Source organism: Rhodanobacteraceae bacterium (assembly GCA_016713135.1).
GTDB lineage: Bacteria > Pseudomonadota > Gammaproteobacteria > Xanthomonadales > SZUA-5 > JADKFD01.
Genome location: JADJPR010000006.1, coordinates 79,056 through 93,956, shown reverse-complemented (window position 1 = coordinate 93,956; position 14,901 = coordinate 79,056). Strand labels below are relative to the sequence as shown.

The window sequence follows — 14,901 nt, the reverse complement described above, 5'->3', positions numbered from 1 at the left end:
CGCACTCCGGTCGCATGATGTTGTGGGTCGTGAGGCTGCGCCGGCTGGTCATCGGGCTGGCTCTGCTGTCCCTGGGCATGCCGCTGGCGGCGCAGGTGGTAACCAGTCTGGCGGACAACGTGGCGTCGCCACCGGCCGGCAGCCTGCGCGCGGCGTTGAACACTGCAAATGCATCGGGCAGTGCCGCAACGATCACCTTCAACATTGCCGGCGGCGGCACCATCAACCTGGCCGGCGCGTTGCCGGTGCTGCGCAATCCGAACGGGATCAGCATCAACGGCGCCAACGGCGGCCAGGGTGCCATCGTGATCGATGGCGGTTCGTCCTCCGCCACCACGGGGGATCGCATTTTCTTCCTCGGCGTGCGTGGCAGCGACGGCAGCGGACTGACCGCCACCCCCGGCGCGACCTGGAGCATTTCCAATCTCACGCTGCAGGACGGCAATGCGCGCGGCGGTGCCGGCGGCAACGGGAGCAGCATCAACGGCGGGTGGAGCGCTGGCGGCGGCGGGGCCGGCCTCGGCGGGGCGGTCTTCGTCAACGAAGGCAATGCGACGCTGAGCAACGTGCAGTTGCTGACCAACCGCGCGACCGGCGGAAACGGCGGCAACGTCAGCGCGGCCGTGGCCGAGGGGGGCTCCGGTGGCGGTGGCGGTATGGGCGGCAACGGTGGCAATGGCGGCAGCTACAATGCCGGCGGTGGCGGTGGCCTGGGCCTGGGCGCCAATGGCGGTGTCGGGTCTGGCGGCGCCGGTAGTTCTGGCCTGTTGGCCGGCGCAACCGCCGGCGGCGCGGGGGCGGGTACTGGCGTTGGTGCTGGCGGCGCAAACGGCGGCGGCGGTGGTGGCTCGGGCGCCAATCAGAATGGCGGTGGCGGCGGCCCGGGCGGCGAAACCGCCACCGTTGTTGGCCCTCCTGGCGGCGCCGGGAAAGGCGGCAACGGTGCTTTCGGCGGTGGTGGCGGCGCGGGTGGCGGCAATAACACCCAGGTGGGTGGCATCGGCGGCTATGGCGGCGGTGGCGGTGGGGCCGGGGCGGGTTCCGGCGGTGCCGGCGGCTTCGCAGGTGGCGGTGGTGCAGGGCAGAACGGTGGCGCAGCCGGCTTCGGCGGCGGCAGCGGCGCCGCCAACTACCAGGGCGGTGGCGGTGGGGCCGGGCTCGGCGGCGCTGTGTTCGTGCGCCAGGGCGCGACCCTCACTGTCGTCGGCGGCGGTATGAGCGGCGGCTCCGTCCTGGCCGGCAGCGCGGGTCCCAGCGCCGGCAGTGGCTTGGGCCTCGGCACCGCAGCCTTCCTGGCCGGCAACCTGACCTGGACGGTGTCCACCGGCCAGACCGTGACCGTGGCATCCAGCCAGACCCTGAGCGGCGGCAGCGATCCGCTGGTCAGCGGCGGCCTGACCAAATCGGGTCCGGGCACCCTGGTGCTGAACAGCACCAGCACCTATGTCGGCCCGACCACCGTTGCGGCCGGCCAGCTGCAAGTCAACGGCAGTTCCGTGGGCACCGGCGCGATCAGCGTGGCCAGTGGCGCCACTCTGGCCGGCACCGGCACGCTCGGCGGCGCCACCAGCGTGGCGAGCGGCGGCACCCTGGCGCCGGGCCAGGGCGCGCCCGGGCGCCTCAACACGGTCAACATGGCGCTGACGGCCGGCGCCACCTTCGCCGCCGAGATCACCGGCGCGACCGTCGCCACGCAATACGACCAGCTCGACGTCACCGGCACGGTCAATCTGGGCGGCGCCACGTTGGCGCTGTCCGGCGCCTTCGTGCCCGGCAGCGGGCAGAGCTTCGTGCTGATCGACAACGACGCCAGCGACGCGATCACCGGCACCTTTGCCGGCCTGCCGAACGGCGGCACTGTGCTGTTCAACGGCGTCAGTCTGACCATCAGCTACAACGGCGGCGACGGCAACGACGTGGTGCTGACCTTCGTGGATCCCTGCGCCGCCTATGTATTTCCCTACACGCTGACCGGTGCCAACAATGCCGCGCGGGTGGCCAACCTGCGCCAGGCCATGCAATGCGCCAATTCGAACGGTGCAGGTGCCGACAGCATCAACCTCAATGGCCAGACGCTCTCGTTCACCGACGCCCATGGCGACTACGCGGGCGCCACGGCGCTGCCCCAGGTCACCAGCAGCATGACCCTGACCGGCGGCACCTTGACCCGACCCACCGGTGGCAGCCAGTTCCGCCTGGTGAACGTGGCGCCGGCCGGCACGCTGAACCTGGTGCAGCTGACCCTCAGCAATGGTTATGGCTTTGGGCCGGGCGGGGCCGGCGGTGGCGGTGCGGTCTTCAACAGCGGCACGCTGAACATCACCGACAGCGTGATCAGCAGCAATTTTTCTGAACTCGATGGCGGTGCCATCTACAACGATTTCGGCACCATCAGCCTGATCCGGTCCACGCTGAACGGCAATTCCACCAACACGGCCGGCGGTGGCGTGGGCGGTGCACTCGCCAACACCGGCGGCACCGTGGTCATCACCAACGTGCTGATCTCCGGCAATCGGGGGGTGCAGGGTGGCGGCATCTACAACAACAATGCCGGGATCCTGACGCTGAACAACAGCACCATCGCCAGCAACCTTACCAATGACCAGGGCGGCGGCCTGCGCAACGAGAACAGTGACTCGCCGGCAGTGCTCTCCAACACGCTGCTGTTCGGCAACCAGTCCACGGTATTCCCCGCGACCAACGACATCGGCGGTACCACCACCAACCAGTCCAGCCTGGTTGGCGTGAATCCGTCGTTTGTCAATCCGCAGAGCGCTGCCGCCGCACCCAACGCGCTCGGGGACTATCGGCTCGGCAATCTCAGCAGTGCAGTCGACGCCGGCAACAATGCCCTGATTCCGGGCGGCACCACCCTGGATCGGGATGGCAATCCGCGCCGCTACAACGACACCGGCGTCACCGACACGGGCAGCGGCACCGCGCCGATCGTCGATGTCGGCGCCTTCGAGAAGCAGACCAATTCGACCCTGCCCACGGTGAGCATCGCAGTCACCCCGGCCAGCGTGCTGGAGAACGGCGCCGGCAACCTGACCTACACCGTCACCCGCAGTCCCAGCCTGCCAACCGCCACCACCGTCAATATCGGCACGGCCGGCACCGCGACCAGCGGCGGCGACTACACCGGTGGTGGAATCGCGACGCTGGTCATCCCGTCCAATTCGAGCACCGCGACGATCACCATCGATCCCACCGGGGACACCACTGTCGAACCGGATGAAACCGTGATCCTGAGCGTCGCTTCGGGAAGCGGCTACACGGTGGGATCGCCGATCAGCGCCACCGGCACGATCCAGAACGACGACGCGGACCCCTGCGCCGCGATCAGCTTCCCGTACACGCTGCCGGACAATCTGCCGGCGACGTTGACTCAGGCCATCGAATGCGCGAACGCCAATGGCACGGCCGACATCATCAACCTCAACGGCCAGACCGTCACCCTCACCAGTTCCTTCGCGGACTACACCGGTGCCACCGGCCTGCCGCAGGTCACCACCGACCTCACGCTGCGCAACGGCACGATCACCCGCAGCGGTGCCAGCGAGTTCCGTCTGCTCAGCGCGTCCACGGCGGCGACCCTGAGGCTCACGGATCTGACCCTGAGCAATGGTGGTGGTACGACCTACGCCAGCCTGGGCGGCGGTTTGTCCTCGCAAGGCTCGTTGTTCCTGACCGGCGTGACGATGTCCGGTCACCGCAGCACCCAGGGCGGTGGTGCCATCGCAATTCCGGCGCTGCAGAGTGGCGCGACGGTCTCCATTGTCGACTCCACGCTCAGCGGCAACACTTCTCTGGGCGGCAGCGCGCTGTATTTCTCGCCGGGCGTCAGCGCAACCGTGACCCTCGCCGGCAGCACGCTGGCCAGCAATGTGGGCAGCGGCGGGCCAGGTGCGATCTTCATCACCGGCACGGGTGCGGTGATCAACGTCCGCAACAGCACCTTCAGTGGCAACAGTTCCGGCAATAGCGCCTCCCCCGATGCCATCGGTGTGTTCGCTGCGGCGCAGGCCAACATCGCCTTCACCACCTTCTCGGGCCATGACAACGGGACCAGTGCGTCCACGGTCGGCATCGTTCACGCGACCGGCAGTTCGACGGTCAACCTGCGGGCGTCGGTGATCGCCAACAATGTGCGCACCGGCGGCGGCACTGCGCGGGAATGCACCGCGTCCGGGTCCACCTTCACCGGCACCAGCAATTACGCGGCCGACACTTTCTGCCCGGGACGCGTGGCCACTCCGCAATTCATCGACACGACGCTGGCCGCAAACGGCGGCCCGACCCAGACGCATCTGCCGGCCCCGCACAGCAATGTGGTGAATGCCGACAGCACCAACCTGTGCGGACCGGCCAATCTGAACCTGACGGTGGATCAGCGCGGCGAGCCGCGCCAGGTCGGACCGGCCTGTGATGTGGGCGCGGTGGAAATCGACGCCTGCGGGTCGATCTCTTTCCCGTACACCCTGCCGGACAACACGCCCGCGACCCTCAACGCGGCGATCGACTGCGCCAACTCCACCGCAGCGACTGCGGATCTGATCGACCTGAACGGCCAGACCGTCACGCTGACCCAGTCGGCAGTGGATGCCGGCGGCCTGACGGGTCTGGTCAGCATTCGCAGCCCGATCACGCTGCGCAACGGGACGATCACCCGCAGCGGCAGCAATCAATTCCGCCTGCTCAACGTCAACGGCACCGGCAACCTGACGCTGCGCGACATGAGCCTGACCAATGGCGGCGGCACGGCCTATGCCGATACCGGCGGCCTGATCAGCTCCGATACCGGCAGCACGCTCACCATTGTCCGCAGCACGCTCAGCGGCGCCGTGGGCAGCACGGCGAGCAGCGGCGGCGCGATCTTCGCCAGTGGTGCGCTGAACCTGGTCAACAGCACCGTCCATGGCAACAGTGCCGGGCGCGGTGGCGCCCTGTCCGCACAGAATGGTCCGATCGTCATCGCCAACAGCGTGCTGTCCGGCAATGTCGCGACCAACACCACCAGCAATGGCGGTGGAGCGATGTATCTGAGTTCCATCACGGCCAACGACGCGCGGATCATCAACAGCACGGTTACCGGGAACTACGCGACCGGCAGCGCTCGGACCGGCGGCATCGCCGGGGATGCCACTTCCGGCGTCGATCTGATCCTGCAGAACAGCATCGTCTGGGGCAACGGCAATGCCGGCACGGCGGCGGCGCAGATCGTCAATGCGGCCGCCTCCAGCACCAACACGGTCAGCAACAGCATTGTCGCGGGCGGCCTGTTCGGTGCGCTCGACAGCGATCCGCTGTTCACCACCCCGCTGACAGCGTCGGCCACGCCGAGCACGGCGGGCAACTTCGCGCTGCAGAACACCAGCCCGGCGATCGATGCCGGCGCCAATGCCAACGTCCCGGCGGACGGCTTCGACGTCAACGGCAACAGCAACTCCACCGAAGACGCCCCCGACCGCGCCGGCAATCCGCGTCGCTACGACGACACCGGCGTCACCGACACCGGTAGCGGCACGGCACCGATCGTCGACCTCGGCGCATTCGAAAAGCAGACCAACTCGACGCTGTCGCAGCTGACGCTGACCAAGACGGCCAGTGCCGCCAGTTTCGTGGTCGGTACGCCGGTCAGCTTCACCTTGCAGCTGAGCAACACCGGCACGGCCGCAACGACGGCCGCCAGCATGATCACCGACCCAATTCCAGCAGGACTCGTGATCGGCACGCTACCGGCAGGCTGCACGGCGGCCGGCCAGACGGTGACCTGCACGGTGCCGGCGGGCCTCGCGGCCAGCGGCAGCACCAGCTTCGTGATCCCAGTGACGCCGAGTGTCGCGACCGCGGCAAGCATCACCAATACGGCGACGGTCAGCGGTGGCGGGGATTCGACCTGCCCGGCGGCGGCGCGCTGCAGCGGTTCGGTGACGGTGGCCGTCAATCGGCCCCAGTTGACCCTGACGAAGACGGCCAGTGGCCCAAGCTTTACGGTCGGCACGCCCGCCAACTTCACCTTGCAGCTGAGCAACACCGGCACGGCCGCCACGACGGCCGCCAGCACGATCACCGACACGATTCCCGCCGGATTGACGATCGGCACGCTGCCCGCAGGTTGCGCGGCGGCCGGCCAGACGGTGACTTGCACTGTGCCAGCGGGTCTCGCGGCGAGCGGCAGCGCCGGCTTCGTGATCCCGGTGACGCCGGGTGTCGCGACCGCGGCGAGCATCACCAACACGGCAACGGTCAGCGGAGGCGGGGATTCGACCTGCCCGGCGGCGGCGCGCTGCAGCAGCTCGGTGACGGTGGCGGTGAGCGGCACCTGCACCGGCTTCACCTTCCCCTACACGCTGGCGGGAGCCAACAACGCGGCGCGGGTGGCCAGCCTGCGCCAGGCCATCCAGTGCGCGAATCTCAATGGCACGGCCGACAGCATCGACCTGAACGCGCAGACGGTCACTCTGAGCGATGCCTTCGCGGACTACGCCGGCGCCACAGGTCTGCCGCAAGTCACGACCGAAATCACGCTCGAGAACGGCTCCGTCACCCGCGACAGCGGCGCACCGCAGTTCCGCTTCCTGGCGGTTTCGTCCACCGGCAGTCTCGTTCTGGATGGCGTGAACTTGTCGGGCGGCGGCCTCGGGAATCTTTCCAATGCAGGGGCCATTTACAACGATGGCGGCATCCTGACCCTCCGCGCCAGCACGCTCTCCGGGAATGGCGCGGGATTCGGCGGCGCGATCTACAACCTGGGCAGCGTGATGGCGATCAACAGCCAGTTCACCGGCAACAGCGCCAGCCAGAACAGCGGCTTCCTGATGAACGACAATGCGACCGCAACCATCATCGGCAGCACGATTTCCGGCAACAGCTCCAGCGGGGTCGCCGGCAACGGCGCCATCTACAATGCCAACGGTGCGCTCGACATCATCGACAGCGCAGTCTCCGGCAACACCTCCACGTCGGTCGGGGCGGTGCAGAATTTCGGCGGCACCACCCGCATCGCCAACAGCGTTTTCACCGGCAACAGCGCGGCGAGTGGCATTGGCGCGGTCTCGAATAACTCTGCCGGTCAAATGACCATCAGCAACAGCGCCTTGACCGGCAACAGGGCTGGTACGTCGCCGGGTGCGCTGTTCAACAACGTCGGCAGCACGCTGACGATCAGCAACAGCACGATCGCCGGCAACCATGCAACCTCTGGCGGTGCCATCCTGAACAATGGCGGCACGCTGACCATCGGCAACAGCATCCTGTGGGGCAACAGCGGCAGCAGCGTGCTGACTGGCGCGACCATCACCCACACCATCGTCGAGGGTGGTTTTGCGGGGACCGGCAATCTGTCCGTCGATCCGTTGTTCGTTGCGCCGGTCGCTTCGGCATCGGCGCCGACCACCTCGGGAGATTACCGCCTGCAGGATTCGAGCCCGGCGACGGATGCTGGCAACAACGCGCAGGTGCCGGTCGATACCTTCGATCTGAACGACAACGCCAGCACGACCGACGAAGCCCCCGACCTCGCCGGCAATCCGCGGCGCTACAACGATGCCGGGGTGCCAGACACCGGGCTCGGAACAGCCCCGATCGTCGACATGGGCGCATACGAGCGGCAAACCGACACCCCGTTCCAGGCCGACCTTTCCATCGCCAAGACCGACGGCCGGACCACCGATGTGCCGGGGACGTCGATCACGTACACGATCACCGCCAGCAATGCCGGTCCGCTGGCAGTGCCCAGCGCGACGGTGGCGGACACCTTCCCGGCCAACATCACGGGCGTGAGCTGGACCTGCGTGGGCGCCGGTGGCGGCAGCTGTCCGGCATCGGGCAGCGGCAATCTCAACGCGACGGTGAACCTGCCGGTGGGCGGCAGCGTGAGCTTCACGGCGACCGGCACGATCAGCGCGGCGGCGGCGGGGACGCTGAGCAACACGGCGACGGTGAGTTCGGCCGTCAGCGACCCGGTTCCGGGCAACAACAGCGCGACCGACAGCACAACCCTGACGCCACAAGCCGATCTCTCCATCACCAAGACCGACGGCCAGACCGCGGCGATCCCGGGCTCGGGGATCAGCTACACCATCGTGGCGAGCAACGCCGGTCCGAGCAGTGTGGCCAGTGCGACGGTCGCAGACACCTTCCCGGCCAGCATCACGGGCGTCAACTGGACCTGCGTGGGCGCGGGCGGCGCGACCTGCCCGGCTTCGGGCAGTGGCAACCTCAATGCGACCGTGGGCCTGCCGGCGGGCGGCAGCGTGAGCTTCACGGCAACCGGCACGATCAACGTGGCGGCGACGGGGACGCTAAGCAACACGGCGACGGTGACTTCGGCGGTGACTGACCCGACGCCGGGCAACAACAGCGCAACCGACACCACCACGCTGTCGACCTTGCCGCAGTTGAGCATCTCCGATGTCAGCCTCAGCGAGGGCAACAGCGGCACCACGCAGTTCGATTTCATTGTGAGTCTGTCCAGCCCGGCGCTGGCGGGCGGCGTCAGTTTCGATATTGCGACGGCAAACGGCACGGCGACAGCTGGCAGTGACTACCAGGCTCGCTCGCTGACCGGCCAGAGCATCCCGGCGGGCAGCAGTGACTACACCTTCTCGGTGCAGGTCAACGGTGATGTCGTGGCCGAGGCCAATGAGACCTTCGTCGTCAATGTGAGCAACGTGGTCGGGGCGGGCGTGTTGGACGGCCAGGGCCAGGGCACGATCCAGAACGATGACATTGCCGGCATCACGGTCAATCCGACCGCAGGTCTGGTCACCACTGAAGCCGGTGGTACTGCGACCTTCACGGTGGTGCTGAACAGCCAGCCGACCGCCGATGTCAGCATCGGCCTGAGCAGCAGCGACGCCACCGAAGGCAGCGTCGCGCCGACCAGCCTCGTGTTCACCAGCGGCAACTGGAATGTGGCACGTACGGTGACGGTGACCGGCATCGACGACCTGATCGCGGACGGCACCGTCGCCTACACGATCGTGACGGCAGCGGCGACCAGCGCAGACAGCAGCTACAACGGCTTGAATGCGACCGACGTCGGTGTCAGCAACAGCGACAATGACATCGTCGGCATCACGGTCAGCCCGACCGCAGGTCTGGTCACCACCGAAGCCGGTGGTACGGCGACCTTCACGGTGGTGCTGAACAGCGAGCCGACCGCCGATGTCACCATCGGCCTCAGCAGCAGCGACGCCACAGAAGGCAGCGTCGCCCCGACCAGTCTGGTGTTCACCGCGGTCAACTGGAATGTGGCGCGCACGGTGACGGTGACCGGCGTCGACGATCTGATCGTCGACGGCACTGTCGCCTACACGGTCGTGACAGCGGCGGCGACCAGCGCGGACAGCAGCTACAACGGCGTGAATGCGACCGATGTAGGTGTCAGCAACAGCGACGACGACACCGCCGGGGTGATCCTGGCCGAGTCCGACGGCAGCACTGCGGTGACCGAAGGCGGCGCAACGGACACCTATACGCTGGTGCTTCGCAGTCAGCCGACGGCGGACGTGACGGTGGCGATCAACCCGAACGCGCAACTGACGATGGCGCCCTCGGTGACGTTCACCCCTGCGAACTGGAATGTGCCACGGACGGTGACCGTGACGGCGACCAATGACACCGTGGTCGAGGGCACGCACAGTGCGGGCGTCTCCCACTCGGTGACCAGCGCCGATGCCAGCTACAACGGGCTGAGCGTGGCCGCCGTGACCGCGACGATCAGCGACAACGACACCGCCGAGATCATTCTTGCTTCGAGCGGCTTCAGCGTCGTGGAAGGGGCGGTGTTCTCGCCTGGCGCGACGCTCAAGGTCACGGCCAATGGAGCGCCGGGTGGGACTATCGCAGCGCAGGTCGTTGCCACCATGAATCTTACCCTGGGCACGGCCGGTGCCGCCGACGTGGCAGTGTCCGGCAGCTTCGTGTTTCCGGCCGGATCTAGCCACGATACGGTGGCGAACAGTGCCGAGGCCTCCGTCACCGACGACCGTCTGGTCGAAGCCACGGAAACCTTCACCCTTTCGCTGGAAATCCAGAGCGGGCTTGCCACCACCAGCGCCAGCAACAGCTATTCAATCCTCAGCGACGACAGCGCCGCTATCACCTTCGTGGCGTCGACGAGCAGTGTGGGCGAGTCCGCCGGCACCACTGGCGTCCCCGTCGTGCTGGCCATCTCCGGCACCGGGACAGGCCCGGCAGCGCTGGGTGTCGATATCGCTGTCAGCGTGCAGCAGACGGCCGAATCAGCGACCACACCAACCGACTACCAACTCACCACCACGTCACTGAGTTTCCTCGGAGGCACCGCGGATGGCGATACGCGCAACATCGACGTGACAGTGGTCAACGACGGACTGATCGAAGGCAACCACACCTTCCAGTTGGGGTTCGGTGCGCTGACCACGACTGCGACCAACGCATCGGCAAGCGGCCTGCATCGGGTCACCTTGGTCGATGACGACGTCGCAGGTGTCGTCATCACCGAATCTGCGGGGGAGACGGTGGTCACTGAGGGCGGTCCGGGCGATTCATTTACGCTGGAACTGACTGCCCAGCCCGCCAGCACCGTCACCATCACCTTCGACGTCGGCACCCAGGTGAACTTTGCGCCGAATCCGCTGGTGATCACGCCTGCCCAGTGGAACGTCCCGCAGACCGTCACGGTGACGGCGGTGGACGATGGCGCCTCCGAGGGACCGCACTCGGCCACCGTCGGCCTGATCTTCACCGGCGATGCCGACTTTGCCGCCATCACGCCCAACTTGATCGGGGTGCAGGTGGCGATCATCGACCGCGCGGACGTGACGGTGACGCAATCTGGCGGTACCACCGCGGTCACCGAGGGCGGCGCGACGGATACCTACACGGTGGTTCTGACCAGCCAGCCGACCAGCGATGTCGCGGTGATCCTCGGCGCTGGCGCGCAACTCAGCCTGTCGCCGCCGAACCTCGTGTTCACCAGCGCTAACTGGAATGTGGCGCGAACGGTCACGGTGACCGCGACCGACGATGCCGTGGTCGAAGGCCCGCAGAGCGTGGCGATCACGCACTCGACCAGCAGCAGCGATCCGAACTACAGCGGCATCACGGTGGCCGGGATCGATGTCGACATCACGGACAACGACAGCGCCGTGGTGAGCTTCGCGTTGGCGGCGCTCAGCCAGTTGGAAGGCAGCACCCCGATGGCCTTCAGCGTGACCCTGAGCAACCCGGTGGCCTCCGGCGTGACCCTGACGCTGAACAGCGCGAACGGCACGGCGACCGCAGCGGACTACACGCCGATCAGCGGCGCCACGGTCAGCTTCCCGGCCAGCAGCACCACCGCGCAAACGGTCAACGTGGCCATCGCCAGCGACGCGCTGGACGAGGACGACGAGACCTACACGCTGACGCTCTCGGGCCTGACCGCCACCGGCGACGTGACGCTCGGTACCGCGGTGGCACCGGCACCATCCTCGACGATGACGCCACGCCGACGCTGTCGATCACCAGCCCGAGCCAGCCTGAAGGCGATGCCGGCACCAGCACGATGACCTTCACGGTCAGCCTGTCGGCGGTCTCCGGTCGCGATGTGAGCTTCACGCGGGCCACGGCCGATGGCAGCGCGACGGTGGCGGACAACGACTACGTGGCCATCCCGTCCGGCAGCCTGACCATTCCGGCCGGCGATAGCAGCCTGACCATTCCGGTGACGATCAACGGCAACACCACCTTCGAAGGCAACGAGACCTTCAGCGTCAAGCTGACCGGCATCGCCAATGCCACGCCGGGCATGCTGACCGGCACCGGCACCATCGAGGACGACGACCAGCAACCGACCACGACCACGATCACCTCCGATCTGCCCGATCCGTCCGTGGTCGGCCAGCCGTACACGGTGAGCGTCACGGTGGCGGCGCAGACGCTGTCGCCCAGCGGCACGGTGACCATCAGCGACGGCAGCGCGAGCTGCGGTCCGGTGACGCTGACGGCAGGCACCGCGCCGAACGCGACGGCGAGCTGCGCCCTGACCAGCACCACCGCCGGCGCCAAGACCCTGACCGCGAGCTACACCGCCGCGACCACGGCCTTCGGCGACAGCAGCGGCACCACCAGCCACCAGGTCGATCCGGCCAGCACCAGCATCAGCGTCACCGGCCCGACCCGTAGCCGGATCAACCAGCCGACGAGCTTCAGCTTCGCCCTCAGCGTCAACGCGCCGGGTGCGGGCACGCCGACCGGTACGGTGACCCTGAGCAGCGGATCGGCCAGCTGCACGGCCACGCTGCCGGCGACCGCTTGCGACCTGAGCTTCGACGCCCTCGGCAACCGCACGGTGAGCGCCAGTTATGCCGGCGATGGCAACTTCAGCGGCTCGAGCAGCAGCGGCGCGGGCAATGCGCAGACCTTGGTGTATGCGTTGTCCGATCTGTCGCTGACCAAGAGCGACGGCGTGCCGACTTACGAGCCCGGCGATCTGCTGGTCTACTCGGTGATCGTGCGCAACCTTGGGCCGGACGCGGCAGCGAATATCCGCATCACCGACGCCATCCCGGCCGGCCTGATCGACGTGACCTGGACCTGCGACGCCTCTGGTGGTGTGGCCTGTCCGGTGACCGGCGGCACGGGCAACCTGGATGTCACCATCGCCAGCTTCCCGGTCGGCGGCCTGCTGAACTTCACCTTCTACGGCAACGTGGACGGCAGCCCGGCGAGCATCGCCAACACCGCGGCGATCACCCTGCCGGCGGACACCACCATCGAGGATCCGGTGCTGGGCAACAACAGCGCGACCGACACCGATTTGCTCGACGGGCTGTTCGCCAATGGCTTCGAGGACCCGCAGGTGAACGCGCCCACCGGCAGCGTGCGCATCCCGGCGATCGTACTCGGGCGCACGCTGGGCGATGACGCGACCATCGTGCTCAGGCTGACCGATGCCAACGGCGAGGCGGTCCGCGTCTACGCGCGGCTGCACGAGGCGGCAATCCAGTACGCCGTGGCCAAGCGCGCCGCCAGCGGCAAGTTGCGCCTGGGTGCATGGGCAGCGCTGCCCGGCGAGCCGACGTTGAGCTGGAGCGCGCGGCAGACGGCAGCGGGCTGGATGCTGGAGACGGCGGAGCTGCGCTGACCGAGCACCCCGCGTAGCCCGGGGTACTCGCGCCAGCGCGTTCCCCCGGGTGCTTGCGCAAGCTCCGGCGGTGAATCGCTGCGCGATACACCGACCTACGCGGTCGCTTCAGGCCGGGAGGAACCCCAGCGGCCCGCTGAAATTGCCCAGGTTCGGGAACACCGTGCCAAGGTCACCCGCGCCCACGCCGAGCCAGCGCGCGAGCGTCGCTGCCATCTGGTCGCTCGCGGTGCTCGGGATGTACTGCCCGCGGCCAAAGCTCCAGTCCTGTTGGGCATTGTTGTTGCTGTTGGCCACCAGTAGCGGATAGCGCCCGTAGATCTGGCCGCCCAACACGGCGCCCCCGACCGCGAACTGCACGCCGCCCCACGCGTGATCAGTGCCATCGCCGTTGGACGACAGCGTGCGCCCGAAGTCGCTCATCGTGAACAGGCTGACCTCGTTCTGCGCGCCGATCTCGCCCAGCGCCTGCCAGAACCAGCCGATGGCCTGGGTCAGGCGCCCCAGCAGCAAGGGGTGCAGGTCCATCTGGTCGCCATGGGTATCGAAACCATCCAGGCGCACGTAGTAGATCTGGCGCGACTGGTCTACGCCGGCCACCGGATCCCGGCTGACCTTGATCATGCGTGCGACCATGCGCAACTGGTCGAGCAACTGGTTGCTGTAGTCGGTGCCAAGCACGCGTACATTGGCGTTCGGATAGAAATTGCCGGCAGGATTCGGCGGCGTGCCGCCGACATAGTCGTAGGGCGTGGTGATCCGGCCTGCGCTGCTGTTGAGCGCGGACTGCAGCAGCGCTGCCAGTTGGCGCGAGCGCGTCAGCACTGCGCGATATTCCTGCGTCAGCAGATGTGGCGAGGATTGTGCAAGCAGTTCGTCGAGCGCAGCGCGGCGTTGGTCGCCGAAATTGAACCCCCCCGAGAAATTGGTCAGCTGGGTGACACCGGTCGAAGGCGACATCTGGTACGGAAACACGCTGCTGCCGACCTGGTAGCGGGTGCTCCCTGCAACCGAGATGCACGGCGACAGGATCGCCAAGCCACCTGGATCGATCAGGTCCATCGTCCTGCCGCCCCAGCCGTGCTGGACCGCGGCACTGGTGGTACCGAGGTTCCATTGCAGCTCCTGGTCACTGTGCGAATAGAGCTGCGGCGGAATTGGCGCGCCATTGGTGAAATCGGTCAGCGACGTTGGCTGGACCAACGGACCCACGTTCGCCACGAACGCAAGCTTCTGCTGCGTGAACAGCGACGCCAGACCCGGGTGGTTGTAGTTCTGTCCATTGCGCGTGACCACATAGTCGGCTGCCTGGGGATGCAAGCCGAAGGCGGAGGACTGGCCAGGCGGCGTGCCGAGGTCCAGCAGTGCATTGAAATCGAGCGCCAGTCCGAAGGGGTTGGAATTGGCGTTGTAGATCCCCCCGCGCGAATCGCGATAGGTGCTGTAGCGTGAGCCGGGGTTGGTCGAATCGCGCGGCACCAGCAGGTTGAAGGAATCATTGCCACCGGCGAGGTAGATGCACACCAGCGCCTTGTAGCCGGGCAGGCCACCTCGGGTGGCAGCCAGAGCCTGGCCGACCAGTCCGAGACCGGGCATCAGGGCAGCACCCGCTCCGGCGCAGAGCGCGGCGCTGGTCTGGCGGAGGAACTGGCGGCGGGAGGCGTGGGTGGTCATGGCGCGGGAATCCGGGATTTGAGAAGCGGGGCAAGGGGAAGGGGGCAAGGGACGCGACCCGCCGGCATGAACGACAGCGCCGCGGATCGTGGATTCGACGAGCGACGTCT

At 67.5% G+C, this 14,901-nt stretch carries 3 protein-coding genes; 2 read left to right on the top strand and 1 reads right to left on the bottom strand.

The genetic code is table 11. The features are described 5' to 3' along the window. Window positions 1–14 precede the first annotated feature (14 nt). On the top strand, window positions 15–11,540 hold the full coding sequence (locus IPK27_08140; GenBank protein MBK8067591.1) for a DUF11 domain-containing protein: 11,526 nt from the start codon (window positions 15–17) through the stop codon (window positions 11,538–11,540). Further along, complete coding sequence (locus IPK27_08135; protein MBK8067590.1) at window positions 11,537–13,117, top strand: Ig-like domain repeat protein; 1,581 nt, start codon at window positions 11,537–11,539, stop codon at window positions 13,115–13,117. Before IPK27_08140 ends, IPK27_08135 begins: the two co-directional genes overlap by 4 nt. Before the next feature lie 108 nt (window positions 13,118–13,225). Here IPK27_08135 and IPK27_08130 read toward each other — a convergent pair whose 3' ends face one another. Next, the gene (locus IPK27_08130; protein ID MBK8067589.1) at window positions 13,226–14,791 is read right to left on the bottom strand and encodes a DUF1501 domain-containing protein; all 1,566 of its coding nucleotides are present in this window, start codon (window positions 14,789–14,791) and stop codon (window positions 13,226–13,228) included. Window positions 14,792–14,901: the final 110 nt, after the last annotated feature.